The organism is Psychromonas arctica (assembly GCF_038155225.1).
GTDB classification, from domain to species: Bacteria; Pseudomonadota; Gammaproteobacteria; order Enterobacterales; family Psychromonadaceae; genus Psychromonas; species Psychromonas arctica_B.
Window position 1 is genome coordinate 1 of sequence record NZ_JBAKBA010000051.1, and the last position, 18,492, is coordinate 18,492.

Genomic DNA, 18,492 nt, shown 5'->3' on the forward strand with positions numbered 1-18,492 from the left:
ATTCCAGTTCACCGATGCTGACGATTCGGATAGTGCTAGTTTTGATGCGAACGTTACTTTTGTAAGTTCAACTTCAGGTACTGGCCAACTGGGTACAATGACAATTACAGATGGCGGTGTTTGGTCGTATGTAGTTGATAATAGTCTGGTGCAGTACTTAGATGATGATGAACAAATAGTCGAAAACTTTGTGATCACTGTTAATGGTACGGAACAAGAAATTAGCGTATTTATTTTTGGAGCAGAAGACCCTACAGAAATCACTGTTAACTCATTAGTCGGCGATAGTGATATAGGTTCGGTGACTGAAGATACGGCCGATAGTGATGGAAAATTAACGGATTCAGGTACATTAACGTTCAGTGATGTTGATACAACAGATAGCGAGAACTTCGAACCTACAATTGAGTTTTCACCAGCAGAAGATGGAGATACTGCACTCGGCGAGATTACTATTGATGCTGATGGCAATTGGTCTTATGAAGTAGATAACAGCGCTGTACAGTATTTAGGTGAAGATGAAACATTAACCGAAGTTTATACCGTTACATTAAATGGTACGACGCACGATATTACTATTACCATTAATGGTTCAGATGATCCGACAACAATTGAACCGGTCGGTACTGCATTCGAAAGAGGGTTCGTAACTGAAGATGTTAACGTCACTTCAGGACAACTTACAGATGGTGGTCGATTCCAGTTCACCGATGCTGACGATTCCGATAGTGCTAGTTTTGATGCGAACGTTACTTTTGTAAGTTCAACTTCAGGTACTGGCCAACTGGGTACAATGACAATTACAGATGGCGGTGTTTGGTCGTATGTAGTTGATAATAGCCTGGTGCAGTACTTAGATGAAAGTGAGCAAATAGTCGAAAACTTTGTGATCACTGTCAATGGTACGGAACAAGAGATTAGCGTATTTATTTTTGGGGCAGAAGATCCTACAGAAATTACTGTTAATTCATTAGTCGGCGATAGTGCTGAAGGCTCTGTTACTGAAGGAGATTCGGTTACTGATGGCAAATTAATTGATTCAGGAACGATCACTTTTTCTGACGTAGATACTACTGATAGTGAAAGTTTTGAACCTGAGGTTACATTTGTAGGGGCAAACGAAGGTGACACTGCTTTAGGCGAGTTAATAATCGATGCAAATGGCAATTGGTCATATGAAGTTGATAATAGTGCTATTGCTTATTTAGACAGTGATGAACAAATAACAGAGACATTTACTGTAAGTCTAAATGGTGAAACACAAGATATCGTTGTTACCATTAATGGTACCGATACACTTCTTGCAGTTGACGATGCTGAGGCTCCTATTAGTGGTCTTTCCGGACAATATTGGGGGTACGATGAAAATCTTGAAAATGAAAATACCTCGTCTTTAACTATTGTGAAAGATTATATAGCAGCTAATCCAACTGCTGATATTGCATTTACCTCTACCCAACTTGATTACACGAATGCTTTTGGATCTGATTTAGCTGCGAATGTGAGTGATGGAGTGCCAAACAACTTAATTGGTTTCTTAAATGATGATGCTGATTCTATTACAACTATTAATGGTGGTTCATCTGCTACAGCAACAGACGGAATTATAGATTTAACAGGTAATTTATATGTAGCAGAAGAAGGTTTATATATCATCGATGTTCAGCATGATGATGGTTTTGAACTAATTATTGATGGTGAAGCAGTTATCACATTCTCTGCAATCACTCCAAGTATTCAAACGAGTTTGTCATTATCTTTAACCGAAGGTCTACACTCAATAGAGATTATTTATTGGGACCAAGCAGGTGACTATGAGCTTGTCTTAAATATGTATCCTGCAGGAACTGCTATTTTAGATATTGAGGCTAATAATATTTGGGTTGCAGAAAACCTATCTTATGCTGAAGGTATAAGCACTGTTATAGATACATCAGTCACAATTGATCTATTGTCTAATGATACTGGAGAAGGAATTACAGTTAATTCAGTCAGCGATCCCGAAAATGGGACTATATCAATTGTTGATGGTGAGGTTATTTATGAACCAGATTCTGGATATACAGGAATAGATTCATTTGTTTATGATATTATTGATATAAATGGTAATATTTCAAATACTGCTACAGCCTACGTCACTGTTACTCATAATGCAGAATCAGGTCTAATAGATGCTGATACAATAGATGATTCCACTGACTCTACCGATGATCAAGTTCTTGTTGGTGACGGCACTCCTAATGAAATAACGGGAGGTGATGGAGATGACATTATTTCCGGCTTATCTAGTAATGATACATTAAGTGGTGCTGGCGGAAATGACCAATTATTTGGTGGAGATAATAACGACATATTATTTGGTAATACAGGTAATGATGAGTTATACGGTGAACAAGGAACTGATACCCTTGATGGTGGGTTAGGGGACGATATCCTGACTGGAGGCATAGGTACTGATATCTTAATTGGCGGCGATGGAGCAGATACCTTTGTTTGGACAGATCAAGACACATTTGGTTCTGATACGATTTCCGATTTTAATGTTGAAGAAGGCGATAAATTAGACTTAAGTGATCTCTTGCAAGGGGAAACTGAAGGTGATTTAGGTAAATATTTCGATATTAGTTTTAATGGTACAGATACAACCCTAAGCGTCAGTAGTAATAATATTAATGAAAATCCGTTTAACACATTTAAAGGGACAACGATTGTCTTGGAAGATACTCAATTAGATGGCGTGACTCATAATGGCCCACTGAGTGAAGATGAAGTGGAAACTGTTATTAACAGTCTTTATGACAGCGGCGCTTTAGTTATCACTGAAACAGTAGTAGATACAGGGACAACTGCAGCAGCTATCGATACTACAGATGACAGTATTATTTGATATTACATTTATATATAGGCTAGAATCTTTATAAGATGTTAAAGCATTTTTATATACCAATAGTAGTACTATTGGTATTTTAAAATAGCACTACTATTGTTATTGATAATAAAGGGTCAACTTTGAATCAAAAAAATTCTCAACAAGATAAATGGGAAATTAATGCATCAACTCGTATTGGGCACGACCCTCTATTAGATTGTTTGGTGCTATTAAGTGAATATTTTGCGACACCTTGTTCTGCAGAAGCATTAGCTGCTGGTTTACCATTAACCAATCAATACCTCTCTCCTGAACTTTTACCTCAAGCTGCAAGTCGAGCTGGTTTAAGTGCAAAGTTAGATCGTAGAAGTTTAAATACACTACCAGATATGTTGTTGCCTTGTATTTTAATGCTTAAAAATAAGCGGGCTTGTATTTTACATGAGCTAGATTTGACTAAAAATCAAGTTCGAGTTTCATTTCCTGAAACTGGTGGGGAGGAGCAACTCTCTGTTGAAGAGCTTGAATCTGAATATGTTGGTTATTTATTTTTAATTAAACAAAAGTATCATGGCGATCGTCATTTTGATGTGCATATACAAGAAACCACTGTTCATTGGTTATGGAATAGTATTCGTGAATCTGCACCAATTTACCGTGACGTTATTATTGCTTCTATATTAATTAATATATTTGCTCTGCTATCACCTTTATTTATTATGAATGTGTATGACAAAGTAGTACCTAATCTTGCCTTCGAAACATTATGGGTATTAGCTATAGGTGCTTCTGTCGCGTATGTTTTTGACTTTATTTTAAAGCAAATTAGAGGTTATTTAATTGATGTCGCTGGTAAAAAAGTAGACGTAGAAATATCTTCAAAATTATTTGCTAAAGCAGTCGGTATACCGCTAGAGAAAAGATCTTCTAGTATCGGTGGAATGGCGCGTCAAATTGGTGAATTCGATAGCATTCGGGAATTTTTATCATCTGCAACCATAACCGCATTAGTAGATTTACCCTTTTCAATTTTATTCATTTTCATTATCTGGTTAGTAGCAGGTGACTTAGCCTACTTCGCTGTAATCGCGACAGTGCTTATACTTGGTTATAGTTTGACGGTGCAACCTCGATTAAAAGTAGCTATTGAAGAAAGTAATAAATTTTCGGGTTTAAAACATGGCCATTTAATTGAAAGTTTATCTTCTTTAGAGTCAATTAAAGCCAATGGTGCCGAAGGATTAATTCAGCACACCTGGCAACAAATGGTTGGTCATACGGCTAAATGGCAACTTAAAGTTAAAATGGTAACTAACTCCGTTTCTAATGTCTCTAGTTTCATTATTCAAATGACGGTAATAGCCGTAATTGTTCTTGGAGTTTATCGTGTTTCTGAAGGTTTGATTTCAATGGGGGCAATTATTGCTGCTGTTATGTTATCAAGCCGCGCCATTGCTCCAATGGGCAGAATTGCTGGATTAATGACTCGTTATAATCAAACAATGAGTTCATTACGTCAAATAGACGGCATTATGAAACAAGAGAGTGAATTTGAAAATAAAGGTCATCTAGTTAGCCGTAATAAGCTTGAAGGTAATATTGAATGTGAACAAGTGTCATTTAAATATCCTAATACCGAAAAAACGGCGTTATACCCATTTTCTTTACAAATTAAACCTGGCGAGAAAATTGCCATTATCGGACGTAATGGTTCAGGTAAAACAACATTTGCAAAACTAATTCTTGGATTATATAAACCATCATTAGGTAGTATACGTTACGATGGTTTACATCAAGAGCAGATACACCCGAGTGACTTAAGAAGTAACATTGGTTACTTACCACAGGATATCACTTTATTTCACGGTACTATTAAAGACAATATTCTATTTGGGACGCGGCAAGTTACTGAATATCAATTATTACGTGCTGCACAATTATCTGGTGTTTGCTTGTTTACTGACCTTGCTTCAGAGGGGCTAGATTTACAAGTTGGCGAAGGTGGAGTTTCTCTTTCTAGGGGGCAACGTCAAGCAGTGGCATTAGCCCGCGCTATTTTAAACGACCCTCAAGTTCTATTACTTGATGAACCTACTGCAAGTTTAGATGCACGTTCTGAAAAACAGTTTATTTTATCTATGAAACAGACCGTTAAAAATCGAAGTTTATTACTTATTACTCATAAAATGCATTTATTACAGTTAGTAGATAGAATTATCATTGTAGATCACGGGAAAATCGTTGCAAATGGCCCTAAAGATATTGTTTTAGAGCAACTTTCAGCAGGAAAGTTTACTGCGAGTAAAGGAGCTGAACATGAAAATATCTAAACAAGATTTAGAAATGGCTGATGATGTCTATGGTGCAATGCTAACGGAAACTCCTACAGCACAACGCTTAACTATATGGGCTTTAACTGCTTTATTTGTTTGTTTCTTTGTTTGGTCTTATTTTGCAGAATTAGATCGTGTTGTTCGAGGAGAAGGAAAAGTGGTTCCTTCTTCTCAAGTACAAGTTATTCAGAGTTTAGATGGGGGTATTTTACAAGAACTTTATGTTAAGGAAGGGATGGTTGTTACTAAAGGGCAACCCTTAGCGCGCATTGATGACACCCGTTTTCGTTCTGATATGGCACAGCAAGTTCAAGAGGTCGATGCATTGAGAGCTGATATTATTCGTCTGAGGGCTGAACTTGGTAGTATTTTGATTGCCAATGCAAAAGATTGGAAGTTACAGATAAAAATAGAACAAAAGAAACTAGAATTCCCAGAAGATTTACAAACAACAGCTGCCACTTTAGTCGAACGCCAACAAAATGAATATGTTGGGCGTTTGAATAGTTTAGATAATCAAGTTGCGATTCAAGCTCAGCAAATATTACAACGTGAACAAGAAATAAAAGAGTTACAGTCGAAGATTGGTACGCTGAGAAGTAGTTTGAGTTATGCCAATAGAGAGCTCAAATTAACGCGCCCTCTGGCTAAAAAAAATATAGTACCTGAAGTAGAGTTATTAAAATTGCAGCGTACCGTTAATCAGCTTAATGGAGAGTTAAATGCATTACGGACTCAGATTCCTAGGAATGAATCTGCTCTAGAAGAGTCTATTTTAAAAAGACGCGAGCTTGTATTCAATTTCCGTACGGATGCACGTGCGCAATTAAATGAGAAGCAGGCTGCATTATCAAGTATCACTGAAGCTCAAGTAGGTGTTCAAGATAAAGTAAGCAAAGCCTTAATTACCTCTCCAGTAGTAGGAACGGTAAAAACCTTGCATATCAATACATTGGGTGGCGTAGTTAAGCCTGGTCAGGTATTATTAGAAATTGTTCCAACAGAAGATAAACTGTTAGTCGAAGCTAAAGTTATCCCGAAAGATATTGCATTTATTCATGTTGGTTTACCTGCACGAGTAAAAATCACGGCTTATGATTTTACTCGTTATGGTGGCTTGGATGGCGTCGTTGAACTTATTAGTGCTGATACGACTCAGGATGAAGAAGGCAATAGTTTTTATATTGTAAGAATCCGTACAACTGAATCTAATATGAATAAAGATAATAAAATAGATATGCCTATTATTCCTGGAATGTTGACAAGTGTTGACGTGATGGTCAGTAAAAGGACTGTACTTGAATATATACTTAACCCGATATTAAGAGCCAAAGAAATGGCGTTACGTGAATATTAAATTTAGATATGGACATGGAGATAGAATGAGACCATTAAAACGTGGAATAACTAAAAATTTTTCTTTAGTTGCTTTTAGTTCCCTGGCGTTACTACCTTTGCAAGCAAATAGTCAATCACTAGAGCAAGCAGTGGCACACACTTTAGATAGTAACCCTGAAATTCATGAAGCATTTACACGCTTTAAAGTAAGTGAAAAACAAGTGGAACAGGCTGAAGCGGGTTATTATCCCACTTTGGATTTAACTGGTGGTGTAGGCCGAGAGTATACTGATAGTGTTACGACAAGAGGCTATGATGATACCGGTAATAATACAGAGAGCCTTACTAGAAGGGAATTAGGTTTAAGCTTTAGACAAAATTTATTTAGCGGTTTTGAAACAAGTAGTGAAGTTGACCGTACCAGTTATGCAACAAGTGCGGAACAATGGCGATTACATTCAGTAGCAGAAGATCTTAGCTTAGAAGCAACTAGGGTTTATGTAGGTCTTATGCAAGCTAAAGAATTAGTCGCCTTATCAGAGAAAAACTTGCAATCGCATGTTGATATTTATGATCAAATTAAAGAACGTACGGACTCAGGGTTTAGTAGTAAAGCTGATTTGTCACAAATCAGTGGCCGTTTAGCACAAGCTGAATCTAGCTTAATTGCAGCTAAAAATAACTATTTAGATGCCAAAACAATGTTCTATACTGTGATCGATCAGGCACCTGAGAATCTTGTTATTCCATATCCTGACAGCAGTATGCTACCTGCTACGCAAGCCGAAGGTCTTGAAATTGCACTTAAGAACCATCCTTCTGTTTGGGCTGCAAGTAATGATATTCAATCGGCTACTGCTCAGTATAATTCTGCTAAATCTAAGTATTATCCTGATGTGACTTTTGAAGTTGATGCTAACTTTAATGATAATATAGATGGTGTCGATGGTTCTAATACAGGCACTGGCGTTGGTGGTGAAAATAATGAAGTCGTTGCCATGATACGTTTTAGATACAACCTCTTTGCAGGCGGAAAAGATACAGCCTATGCCAAAGAAACTGCTTATAGAATCAATCAAGCAAAAGCATTAAACATGACTGCACATAGAGAAGTAAAAGAAGGCTTTACTTTATCATGGGATGCTTATGAGCTTTTAAATCTGCAAAAGAAATATATAAAAATGCATGTTATTGCAGCGAAAAATACACAAGATGATTATAAAGAACAGTTTAAAGTTGGCCAACGTAGTTTATTAGATTTATTAGATACTGAAAATGAACTTTTTGAATCACGTCGTGATTTCTTAGAAGCTGAGTTTTCAGAAATAACCGCTCAATATCGCATATTACATGCAATGGGAATATTATTAGATTCATTACGAGTCACTCGTCCTGAGTCATGGAAGGGTGAAGAGCAATTTGAGGGTGGAGTTTACAATGAAAAAGGTTAGTCTATTAGCCAGCATTTTATTATTAAGTGGTTGTTCAATTAATATCATAGATATGACTGAAAAACCAACAGAGCAAATATACGATTTATCTGATCCTGAAGGAGATGGAATTATTACTGCCCGTGATAATTGTCTTGATACCATTTCAGGAGCAGCTGTTGGTAATGATGGTTGCGGTACTGATATTGTTGAAAAAATTAGAGTTAAATTATTAGTTAACTTCGATAATAATTCATCTATTGTTGACGCCAAATATTATCCTGAAATCGAAAAATTAGCTGGTTTAATGAAAGAATATAAATCGGTTAATGTATCGATAGAAGGGCATACTAGTATCGTTGGAACTGCCGAACATAATAAAGAATTATCTCTAAATCGAGCTAAAGCGGTTAAGTCGATATTAGTTAGACAATATGGGATTGATGACAGCAGAGTTAACGCAAAAGGCTTTGGATTTGATCAACTTCTATTCGAAGGTAACGATGATAATGTGAATGCACAAAATCGACGTATTGTTGCTGAGATTGTTGGTGGTAAGGAGATTGTTGATATGAAATGGAATATTTATAGTGTCGATCAGCGTGAACAGTAATTAATAGTTTAATGCGCTGGAAGCGAGCTTCATTAATAAAAATATTGGTTATTAGTGTTCTTGCATATATGAGTAGTTATTATCTATATGCAAGTGTTTCATTAAACTTCAATAGTAAAAAGCTCATTTCTACACTGCAAAAAAACTATGGTGCCCGTGCTGCTAAACGCGGTACTGCATGGTTAAAAGTACTTAATAAACAATATGAAAATGAACATCAAAAGTTAGTTAGTACAAATCGTTTTTTTAACCAATTACGATTTACTACTGATAAAAAGCTTTGGGGACAAAGTAATTATTGGGCAACACCCGTTGAATTTATAGGTGTCAATGCTGGTGATTGTGAAGACTTTGCTTTAGCTAAATATTTTAGTTTATTAGCGATAGGTGTTGCAGATGATAAATTAAGAATTGTGATGGTTAAGTCACTGACATTAAATCAATATCATATGGTTGTTGCGTATTATGCAACTCCAACATCAGAACCATTGATCTTAGATAATATCGATGGTCGAATAAAAAAAGCGAATGATCGCAAAGACTTAATTCCTGTGTATAGCTTTAACGGTAAGCTGTTATGGTTAAACAATGTAAAAAAACAAGGACGTGTTGCAGGAAAACCAAGTAGGCTCAAACGATGGAATGATTTAAACCTTCGTATGGGACTTAATCAATTAAAGCAACCTGTTACATCAATGGAGTAACTTATTTATGACACTGTTTAATCAGATCAATTCTTTATTACTAGGATTATTTTTACTAGTAGTAACGAGTTTGGCGTATTTTCAGTTTACCGAGACAAAAGGATTTATGGAAAGTCAGATATCTTCTGATTTGAATAATACAACAAACGCGTTGACCTTGATGTTGAAACCACACCTTGAAACAGGCGATGTTGCATCTGCTGAAACGGTAATCAATGTTATTTTTGAAGGTGGCTTTTATAAAAAAGTAAGTCTTACTTGGCTAGACAATGATAAAACTCAGGTTTGGGATAACCCTATAAAAGTTGAAGGGGTGCCACAATGGTTTTTGAACCTAGAGTTATTCGGACCTCAAAGCACTGAGAGTACTATTACTAATGGTTGGATACAATTAGCGACTCTGAAATTAGAAGCTAATCCTGCAATTGGGTACAGTCAACTTTGGAAAGTAATGCGTGATACATTAATTACGTTAACGATATTATTTGTTCTATCTTTAACTATTTTACGTTTTCGTTTGAGAAAAATTCTAGCTCCTTTACATCGTGTTGCAGGACAGGCTAAATTAATTGCTAAGCGCGAATTTCAACCTGATTTAGAAACCCCTGATACAATAGAACTTAAAGAAGTGGTGTTGGCAATCAATAGTATGTCAGGTCAGCTACAAACTATGTTTTCCCAATTAGATACAGAAGTAGTTTCTTTAAAAAATGAAAAGTTAACTGATAAAGTGTCACAGTTGCCTAACCGTTTGTACTTAAATTCTCAGCTTGGAAGTTGGATAAAAGATCCTGGTTATGGAGGTCTATTAATCGCGAGATTAGATTGGTTAGAAAAAATAGATGAGCAGTTTGGTTATCAAGTAAGAGACAACACCATCCAGATATTAGCAAAAGAGATGCAACAATCATTACCTGCTCTTGCTCCTTGTGTGATTGCCCGTATCTCTAGCAGAGAGTTTGTTTTCTTGGTTACAAAAGCATCACCTCAGCAGTTGAAAGTGTATGTACAACATGTTATTCGTTTGATTAATCAAGCGATAGTTAGTGCAAACTATAAAGATGAAGAGCAATTTGCAATAGGTGTTGCAGTCAGAACTCAAGGAATATCAGCTTCTAAATTACTAGGAAATGCAGATGATGCATTACAGTCTGCATTAAATAATAATGAAGTTTCTCATTGGTTTGAAAATAATCAAGAACAAGAACTAGAATTAACACAGTGGAGAGAACTTTTACAAGAAGCTATTATTCAACGTCATTTCTTATTGCAATGGCATCCCGTCATGTCATTTAAAAATGACAACGTGATGCAGCGTGAAATCTATAGCGGTTTGCAAATTGGAGAAAATGTAATACGAGCTGCACAATTTATGCCTTATATTGAACAATTAGAGTTAGGCAGTGAATTTGACCAGTCTCTACTTAAAGATATTGCAGAGCATCCGACCTTGCTTGCTAATCAAGAGAAAGTAGCCATTAATATTACACAAGATAGTGTACTCGATATTAACTTTCATAATTGGTTAGGGCTCTTTCTCAGTCGACAAAAAAATCCTGATCGTTTTCATTTTGAAATACAGGAAAGTACAGTGTTGGCTTATCCAAAACAGAGTCAAAAATTTACTAATATTGTCAAAGAAAAAGAAGGTAAAGTAGGTATTGACCATTATGGAAGAAAAATGGGGTCTGTTGCATATCTACAAACAATCAAGCCAGATTATGTAAAACTAGATCAATCTTTATCATGTAACTCAAGTAACGATGTAGAAGTTAATGAGATTACAGAACGCCTTGCTTTAAGCAGAGCTGTTATTAATACGGCCCGTGGATTGGATATTGAAGTTATCATTACGGCAGTTGAAGATAATGAGCAACTAGAAAGGTTAATAGGGTTGCACGCAAATGGTTATCAAGGTTTTATCACACCACCAAGTTATATTTATTAATTACTAAGAAATAAAAAAGCCGCTAAATAGTTTATCGCTATTTAGCGGCTTTTTTGTATCCGTTTATTTTCTTAAGTTTTTTCTCTTAATATATCGCTACTCTACATAATTAGTTCAAAACGAATTTATAAAAAAATTTATTATTTAAATTCTTATAACACTTTTTGTTTAATTATTGACTATAAAATCCCATTTTAGAGTTAAATTATGTTAAATTATCAGGTTATCTTAACCCCTATAATTAGTCCGCTATTAGTTAATAAAGTTATATATAACAAGCTAATACGCTATTCCGTCGTTTATTACACAGAGAAATACACTATGTTTTGTCCTTTTTGTAATGCACAAGATACAAAAGTTATCGATTCTCGCCTTGTTTCTGAAGGCTCTCAAGTTCGTCGTCGCCGTTTATGTAACGAATGCAATGAACGCTTTACGACTTTTGAATTGGCTGAATTAATTATGCCTCGTCTGATAAAGTCAGATGGTAGTCGTGAACCTTTTAACGAAGAAAAGTTATTAGTTGGTATTAATATCGCTTTAGAAAAGCGTCCTGTCAGTATTGAAGCAGTAGAGAATGCAGTTAACAAACTTAAATCGACCCTACGTGCAACAGGTGAGAGAGAAGTCCCTACAAAAATGGTCGGCGAATTGGTCATGGATTTATTAAAAGGTTTAGACAAAATTGCCTACATTCGTTTTGCTTCTGTCTACCGTGCATTTGAAGATGTGAAAGAGTTTGGTGAAGAAATTGCCAAACTTGATACAGCGAATAAATAGCCCTATAAAAATTCAAACTCGATTAACATTTTAAATTAAAAAGTAATCATCAGATGTCATTTACTGAACTAGATAAAGAATACATGCTTAGAGCAATAGAACTTGCTAAGTATGGACGTTTTACAACATCACCTAACCCTAATGTGGGTTGTGTCATTGTCAAAGATGGTACGATTGTTGGTGAAGGTTTCCATAAAAAAGCAGGAACAGGACATGCAGAAGTTCATGCTCTAGCGGCTGCTAAAGAACAAGCTAAAGGTGCAACCTGTTATGTGACTTTGGAACCTTGCTCTCATTATGGCAGAACACCTCCTTGCGCCTTAGCGTTAGTTAAAGCGGGCGTAAAGCGAGTGGTTGTGGCAATGGTTGATCCTAACCCTAAAGTGGCTGGTCGTGGACTTTCTCTTTTAGAAGAAGCAGGAATTATTGTTGAAGTAGGGTTGTTGACTGAACAAGCTGAGGCATTGAATCCTGGTTTTATTACGCGCATGAAATTAAAACGACCTCGTGTGACCGTTAAAATGGCGTCAAGCTTAGATGGTAAAACGGCGTTGAAAAATGGATTAAGCCAATGGATAACAGGCCCTCAAGCAAGAGCAGATGTTCAATATTATCGAGCACAACAAAGTGCCATTTTAACCGGTAATAAAACGGTTTTTGCTGATGATCCTAGTTTGAATGTACGTTATCAAGAATTAGTTAATAGTCCAGCGTTTGATAGTGCCTTATTAGATGAAACAAATCTTCGCCAACCGATTCGTATCATTTTAGATTCTCACAATAAGCTGACACTACAAGAAAAATTATTTGATTTACCGAGTAAAGTTTTATTAGTGTCCTTGAGCGCACGAGACACAGCTTCATTTTCAGGTTGTAAGGCCGAGGTAGAACAAATTATTTGTACTCAAAATGAAAATAATAAAATTGATCTTCATGCGTTAATGAGCCTACTTAATCAACATGAAATTAATGACTTATGGGTAGAAGCTGGCGCTACATTAGCGGGTGAATTTTTTAAAAATAATTTGGTTGATGAATTTATTCTCTACCAAGCAACAAAATTAATGGGCGATCAAGCTAGAAACTTAGTAAACTTACCCAACTTTTCAACGATGAACGATATTATCACGCTTAAATTACATTCTGTCACTCAGATTGGCGATGATATTCGTCTTATTAACCATCGAGAATAATATGTTTACAGGTATTGTTGCAGCAGTGGGCAAGATCACTGCAATCAAAAATAACGAAAAAGATATGACTATTACCGTTGATGCGGGCGGTTTAGATATGCATGATGTCAAACTTGGCGATAGTATTTCTAATAATGGTGTTTGTTTAACTGTAACGCGTTTAAGTGATCATGGTTTTGATGCAGACTTATCATACGAAACAATTAAACTAAGTGCTTTTTCTAGTATTCAAACAGGTTTCATGATTAACCTAGAGAAAGCAATGCAAATGAATGATCGCTTTGGTGGTCATATCGTGAGTGGCCATGTTGATGGTGTTGGTGAAATTACGTCTATTTCACCTTTAGGTAATGCCATCGAATATTGGATTAAAGCACCTGATGATTTAGCTAAGTATATTGCTAAAAAAGGCTCTATTACCGTTGATGGTATTAGTTTAACCACTAATGATGTTGATGGCGCTAGTTTTAAATTGACTATTATCCCACATACGATCAGTGAAACGACAATGCAGCAATATGTTGTAGGTAGCAAAGTGAACTTAGAAGTTGACGTTATCTCTCGTTACTTAGAGCGTTTAATGTTGGGTGAGCATGCTGCTAAAACAACGACAAAACAACAATCTACAATGGAGCTGCTAGCAAAAAGCGGCTTCATGGGTTAGTACTCATATTTTAGTGACAATAGCTTAGTGCTAATAGTTTAGTGGCAATAGAACGGTACAAATTTTAGTACACTTTTCAGTACAAGAGATTTAAGGAATCAAAATGAAGTTAAATACAACAGCAGAAATCATCGAAGATATTCGCCTAGGTAAGATGGTTATTTTGATGGACGATGAAGATCGTGAGAATGAAGGTGACCTAATAATGGCTGCTGATTTAGTAACACCTGAAGCTGTTAACTTTATGGCTAAATATGGTCGAGGCTTAATCTGTTTAACTCTGACGGCAGAGCGTTGTGAACAACTAAAACTACCATTAATGGTTGAAGATAATACCGCTGCCTTTTCAACTAACTTTACGGTTTCTATTGAAGCAGCTAAAGGTGTTACAACAGGTATTTCAGCTGCAGACCGTGCAGTAACCGTATTAGCTGCGATTGCAAAAGATGCTAAGCCAACTGACATCGTGATGCCAGGGCATATTTTCCCACTTAAAGCACAAGAAGGTGGCGTATTAACTCGTGCTGGGCATACTGAAGCGGGCTGTGATTTGGCGCGATTAGCAGGTCGTGAACCGGCAGGTATGATTGTTGAAATCTTAAATGAAGATGGCAGCATGGCACGTCGTAGTGATTTAGAAGTATTTGCAAAACTACACGATATTAAGTTAGGTACCGTTGCTGATTTAATTGAATACCGTAATAACAATGAAACGACTATTGAGCGCGTGAGCGAATGTAAATTGCCAACAGAATTTGGTGAGTTTGATTTAGTGGCTTACCAAGATACTATTGATAAACAAGTTCATTTTGCGTTAGTGAATGGAGAAGTAAAATCAGATCAAACAACAAATGTGCGCGTACATTTACAAAATACATTTTCTGATAACTTTTTTTCAGATCGTTTAAGTCCGCGTACTTGGCCAATGAGTACAGCATTAGCACGTTTATCCAAAGACGGTGGTGTGCTAGTAATGTTAGGTCACCAAGAAACAGCTGAATCATTAATAGAACAAATTAAATATATCAAACAAGAAGATGCTGGTGAACGTGTTGCTGCTAAAGCACAAGGTGCAAGCAGACGTGTTGGTGTTGGTTCTCAAATTCTACGTGATTTAGGCGTGCAAAAAATGGCATTACTCAGCTCACAGAAAAAGTACCATGCACTATCTGGTTTTGGACTTGAAGTGGTTGAATACATCACTGAATAAACTCAATATATTCACTGAATAAACAATGTCGATATAGAAATAAATTGTGTTAGAATGCACAAAATTTTGTAATAAGGGTAGAAAATGAAAATAATTGAAGGTGGCTTAGCCGCTCCACACGCTAAAATCGCAATCGTGATCTCTCGCTTTAACAGCTTTATTAACGAGCAGTTATTAGCAGGTGCTATTGATACCCTTAAACGTACTGGTCAAATCTCAGATGACAATATCACTGTTGTTCGTGTACCAGGTGCGGTTGAACTACCATTAATCACAAAACGTGTTGCTGCATCTAATAAATTTGATGCGATTGTTGCACTAGGTTGTGTTATTCGTGGTGGAACTCCTCATTTTGAATTAGTGATCAATGAATGTAATAAAGGCTTAGCACAAGTTTCGTTAGACTACAGTATCCCTGTTGCATTCGGTGTATTGTCAACGGATTCAATCGATCAAGCAATTGAACGTGCAGGCACTAAAATGGGTAATAAAGGTAGCGAAGCTGCTTTAAGTGCACTAGAAATGGTTAATGTGATGGCGGAATTAGGATAATGGCTATGAAACCTGCTGAACGTCGTCGTGCTCGTCAATTTGCTGTACAAGCTGTTTACCAATGGCAAATTACTCAAACGGGTGTAACGCAAATTATTGAACAATTCTCTGTTGACCAAGATATGTCTAAAACTGATGTACCTTACTTTAAAGAATTGTTAATTGGCGTTATACAAAATGTTGAGTCATTAGACACAAAATTATCACCTTACCTTTCTCGTAAAATTGAAGATGTTGATATGGTTGATATCGCAGTGCTGCGTTTAGCTATGTTTGAATTAACATACCGTACTGATGTACCACATAAAGTAGTATTAAACGAAGCAATTGAATTAGCAAAAGACTTTGCAACAGATGAGTCTTACAAATTTGTTAATGGTGTATTAGATAAAGCATTACGTAGCTTAAAGTTACGTGAAGACGTTTCAAAATAATTACGGCTTTTATCTGTAATAATTTGTGACTCATCAAAATCCAGTTATTTTATAACTGGATTTTTTTTCGATAAAAAATAGAAAATGCATTATTAATGTTTAATAAAAGACCATAAAAAAGGAATAAATATGAATAAGAGTTTAGTTACCAACCTAATTGCTACATTAATATTAGGGGCTGGGCTTTTTTTGGGAGAAACTGAACTTGCCGCAATATTAACCATGGTAGGGTTATTTGCGTTATCAGGCGCTTTAACTAATTGGCTTGCTATCTTCATGTTATTTGAAAAAATACCATTCTTATATGGCTCAGGTGTTGTACCTGCTCATTTTGAAGAGTTTAAATCAGGTATCAGAAATTTAATGATGAATCAGTTTTTTACAGCACAAAATGTAGAACGATTTTTATCAGCAGGTAGCTTCTCCCCTGCTCAATTAAACTTACAACCTGTGATTGAAAAGGTAGATTTAAACCCAACTTATGATGGGTTGATTAAAGTGATTATGAAGTCATCATTTGGTGGAATGTTAGAAATGTTTGGTGGCGAAGAATCATTAAAGCCATTAAGAGAACCTTTTATAAAGCACATGAAAACCTCTATTATCGATTTAACGAATGATAATAAATTTATTGAATTGCTAAAAAATGAAATTGAACACCCTGATATGATGCAAGATATTTTGGCAAAAATAGAAAGAATTATTGAGCAACGTTTAAATGAACTAACGCCCCAATTAGTGAAAGAGATAATTCAAGCTATGATCAAAAAACACCTTGGCTGGTTAGTGGTTTGGGGTGGAGTATTCGGTGGTCTAATCGGTTTGATCAGTGCACTTGTAGTCTCATAACTAGGTACTAATCAATTGATGTTTACCCGCTCTAATCAGGGTAAGCTGTTATATAAGCTACTGACTGTGACTATAGAGTTATTTACAGAGTCTTAAAAATCAACTTATTGTTGTATAGCCAAAGTAGATTTACATCGTGATATACGGCTAACGTTAAGAATTTATGTGCTTAATGATGGAAACAATAATAGTTTATTGTTTCCATCATATTCAATAAATTTAGGCTATTAACAGTGCAGAAGTACAACTATAAACGTAACTATTATCTTTTTACTGTTGCTTCATTAAAGTAAACTGAGTGAGAACATTGTTGATAGAGCACCCTAACTTTAATTTTAAACAGTATGCTAAGATATTTTTATATAGATATTAGCTACGTCTCTATCCTTTTAAATAATGATCCTAAACAAGTAGCCTGAAAGCCCTTTAAAAATAGTCCACTTCTTTATTTCTGGTTTTGTTCATTTGACTAATTTCTGCTATTTATTTTGTAGATAACAAAGTAATTTGATTAGACTATGTTGTAAAAAACTGTTTTTATAGTAGATTTATCTCTTACTCCAATGAGCCCAATATGCAACATGATACTAATAACCCTTATAAAACCTTTTTATTAACCAGTTTTGCATTAATCGCTTTTGCAGCAAATTCTGTTTTTTGTCGTTTAGCATTGGGAGAACAACAAGTTGATGCAGGTAGCTTTACTGTGATCAGGTTACTTTCAGGTAGTATTTTTTTAGCTATTTTCCTATCAGTGAAACATTTTTACTTTAATGCTGATTCTTCGGATAAAAAAGATTTACCGAGTCAGCTAAGTAATAGCAACAATGGTAGCAGTCAGAATGATAATCGTAATAATGGTGCAAGTAAGGGCAGTTGGCTTAACGCAATTTGGCTGTTTGTTTATGCCATGACCTTTTCTTATGCTTATATCCAACTTGATACAGCAACTGGCGCATTAGTTCTATTTGCGACAGTGCAAGTTACCATGCTGCTAACACGAGTGCTTAAAGGGCACTTATTAAGCCGTGCTGAATTATTGGGTTTGATATTAGCTATTGCAGGGTTTGTTTATCTACTTGCCCCGCAAGTCTCTAGCCCATCGATTGTTGCTTTTGCTTTAATGTGTATTTCAGGTATTAGCTGGGCATTTTATACGTTAGCGGGTAAAAAAAGTGTTGATCCTACATCTGATACTATTTTTAACTTCTTCCGTACTTTACCTTTTGTTTTCCTTTTTGTATTAATCAACATAGATAAAACGTTCTTAACGTTAGAAGGGGTTATATACGCGATTTTATCTGGCGTGTTAGCTTCTGCACTTGGTTATTTACTTTGGTATAAAGCACTAAAAGACTTACGTCATAACGTTGCTGCAGTGGTACAGTTATTAGTGCCAGTATTAGCCGCTATAGCAGGCTTTATATTCTTAGGGGAAAGTGTGTCAACGGTGTTTGTTATTTCAAGTTTGATTATATTGAGTGGCATTTTACTCGTCATTAAAAACCCAGTGCTTAGCTTTACACGTTCTCAGTAAAAATTCTGTATTCAACGGTTTACATTAGTAAGCTGTTG

General features: G+C 35.9%; 15 protein-coding genes. All 15 read left to right on the forward strand.

Going from position 1 to position 18,492, the window contains the following annotated elements:
* Positions 1 to 2,887, forward strand: a 2,887-nt coding sequence (locus tag V6255_RS16125; protein ID WP_341629071.1) for a VCBS domain-containing protein, incomplete at its 5' end; no start/stop codon positions are given.
* Positions 2,888 to 3,009: 122 nt separating this feature from the next.
* Positions 3,010 to 5,199 (forward strand): type I secretion system permease/ATPase, encoded by a 2,190-nt coding sequence (locus V6255_RS16130; protein ID WP_341629072.1) that lies wholly within the window; start codon positions 3,010 to 3,012, stop codon positions 5,197 to 5,199.
* Positions 5,186 to 6,559 (forward strand): HlyD family type I secretion periplasmic adaptor subunit, encoded by a 1,374-nt coding sequence (locus tag V6255_RS16135; protein WP_341629073.1) that lies wholly within the window; start codon positions 5,186 to 5,188, stop codon positions 6,557 to 6,559. Before V6255_RS16130 ends, V6255_RS16135 begins: the two co-directional genes overlap by 14 nt.
* 25 nt (positions 6,560 to 6,584) lie before the next feature.
* Positions 6,585 to 7,991, forward strand: a complete 1,407-nt coding sequence (locus V6255_RS16140; RefSeq protein WP_341629074.1) for a TolC family outer membrane protein — start codon at positions 6,585 to 6,587, stop codon at positions 7,989 to 7,991.
* Complete coding sequence (locus tag V6255_RS16145; protein ID WP_341629075.1) at positions 7,978 to 8,583, forward strand: OmpA family protein; 606 nt, start codon at positions 7,978 to 7,980, stop codon at positions 8,581 to 8,583. Before V6255_RS16140 ends, V6255_RS16145 begins: the two co-directional genes overlap by 14 nt.
* An 11-nt stretch (positions 8,584 to 8,594) precedes the next feature.
* Complete coding sequence (locus V6255_RS16150) at positions 8,595 to 9,287, forward strand: transglutaminase-like cysteine peptidase (RefSeq protein ID WP_425355939.1); 693 nt, start codon at positions 8,595 to 8,597, stop codon at positions 9,285 to 9,287.
* A gap of 7 nt (positions 9,288 to 9,294) precedes the next feature.
* The gene (locus tag V6255_RS16155; RefSeq protein WP_341629077.1) at positions 9,295 to 11,235 is read left to right on the forward strand and encodes a bifunctional diguanylate cyclase/phosphodiesterase; all 1,941 of its coding nucleotides are present in this window, start codon (positions 9,295 to 9,297) and stop codon (positions 11,233 to 11,235) included.
* Between the two features lie 321 nt (positions 11,236 to 11,556).
* A complete protein-coding gene (gene nrdR / locus V6255_RS16160) occupies positions 11,557 to 12,015 on the forward strand; it encodes a transcriptional regulator NrdR (RefSeq protein WP_025562789.1) in 459 nt (152 codons plus the stop codon).
* A 53-nt stretch (positions 12,016 to 12,068) separates the two neighbouring features.
* Positions 12,069 to 13,208 (forward strand): bifunctional diaminohydroxyphosphoribosylaminopyrimidine deaminase/5-amino-6-(5-phosphoribosylamino)uracil reductase RibD, encoded by a 1,140-nt coding sequence (ribD, locus tag V6255_RS16165; protein WP_341629078.1) that lies wholly within the window; start codon positions 12,069 to 12,071, stop codon positions 13,206 to 13,208.
* A gap of 1 nt (position 13,209) precedes the next feature.
* Positions 13,210 to 13,872 (forward strand): riboflavin synthase, encoded by a 663-nt coding sequence (locus V6255_RS16170; protein WP_341629079.1) that lies wholly within the window; start codon positions 13,210 to 13,212, stop codon positions 13,870 to 13,872.
* A gap of 103 nt (positions 13,873 to 13,975) precedes the next feature.
* The gene (gene ribBA / locus V6255_RS16175; protein ID WP_341629080.1) at positions 13,976 to 15,082 is read left to right on the forward strand and encodes a bifunctional 3,4-dihydroxy-2-butanone-4-phosphate synthase/GTP cyclohydrolase II; all 1,107 of its coding nucleotides are present in this window, start codon (positions 13,976 to 13,978) and stop codon (positions 15,080 to 15,082) included.
* An 84-nt stretch (positions 15,083 to 15,166) separates the two neighbouring features.
* Complete coding sequence (gene ribH / locus V6255_RS16180) at positions 15,167 to 15,634, forward strand: 6,7-dimethyl-8-ribityllumazine synthase (protein ID WP_341629081.1); 468 nt, start codon at positions 15,167 to 15,169, stop codon at positions 15,632 to 15,634.
* 5 nt (positions 15,635 to 15,639) lie between these two features.
* Positions 15,640 to 16,068, forward strand: a complete 429-nt coding sequence (gene nusB, locus V6255_RS16185; RefSeq protein WP_025562782.1) for a transcription antitermination factor NusB — start codon at positions 15,640 to 15,642, stop codon at positions 16,066 to 16,068.
* Between the two features lie 129 nt (positions 16,069 to 16,197).
* Positions 16,198 to 16,917: a DUF445 domain-containing protein gene (locus V6255_RS16190; protein WP_341629082.1), complete on the forward strand. Its 720-nt coding sequence runs from the start codon at positions 16,198 to 16,200 to the stop codon at positions 16,915 to 16,917.
* Positions 16,918 to 17,491: 574 nt separating this feature from the next.
* Positions 17,492 to 18,454: a DMT family transporter gene (locus tag V6255_RS16195; RefSeq protein WP_341629083.1), complete on the forward strand. Its 963-nt coding sequence runs from the start codon at positions 17,492 to 17,494 to the stop codon at positions 18,452 to 18,454.
* Positions 18,455 to 18,492 lie beyond the last annotated feature (38 nt).

Bases quoted from the DNA above. Each gene is read 5' to 3' on its own strand.
- ribD (WP_341629078.1), top strand. From the start codon at position 12,069: ATGTCATTTACTGAACTAGATAAAGAATACATGCTTAGAGCAATAGAA.
- ribBA (WP_341629080.1), top strand. From the start codon at position 13,976: ATGAAGTTAAATACAACAGCAGAAATCATCGAAGATATTCGCCTAGGT.
- V6255_RS16155 (WP_341629077.1), top strand. From the start codon at position 9,295: ATGACACTGTTTAATCAGATCAATTCTTTATTACTAGGATTATTTTTA.
- V6255_RS16190 (WP_341629082.1), top strand. From the start codon at position 16,198: ATGAATAAGAGTTTAGTTACCAACCTAATTGCTACATTAATATTAGGG.
- V6255_RS16145 (WP_341629075.1), top strand. From the start codon at position 7,978: ATGAAAAAGGTTAGTCTATTAGCCAGCATTTTATTATTAAGTGGTTGT.
- ribH (WP_341629081.1), top strand. From the start codon at position 15,167: ATGAAAATAATTGAAGGTGGCTTAGCCGCTCCACACGCTAAAATCGCA.
- nrdR (WP_025562789.1), top strand. From the start codon at position 11,557: ATGTTTTGTCCTTTTTGTAATGCACAAGATACAAAAGTTATCGATTCT.
- V6255_RS16195 (WP_341629083.1), top strand. From the start codon at position 17,492: ATGCAACATGATACTAATAACCCTTATAAAACCTTTTTATTAACCAGT.
- V6255_RS16150 (WP_425355939.1), top strand. From the start codon at position 8,595: ATGCGCTGGAAGCGAGCTTCATTAATAAAAATATTGGTTATTAGTGTT.
- nusB (WP_025562782.1), top strand. From the start codon at position 15,640: ATGAAACCTGCTGAACGTCGTCGTGCTCGTCAATTTGCTGTACAAGCT.
- V6255_RS16170 (WP_341629079.1), top strand. From the start codon at position 13,210: ATGTTTACAGGTATTGTTGCAGCAGTGGGCAAGATCACTGCAATCAAA.
- V6255_RS16135 (WP_341629073.1), top strand. From the start codon at position 5,186: ATGAAAATATCTAAACAAGATTTAGAAATGGCTGATGATGTCTATGGT.
- V6255_RS16140 (WP_341629074.1), top strand. From the start codon at position 6,585: ATGAGACCATTAAAACGTGGAATAACTAAAAATTTTTCTTTAGTTGCT.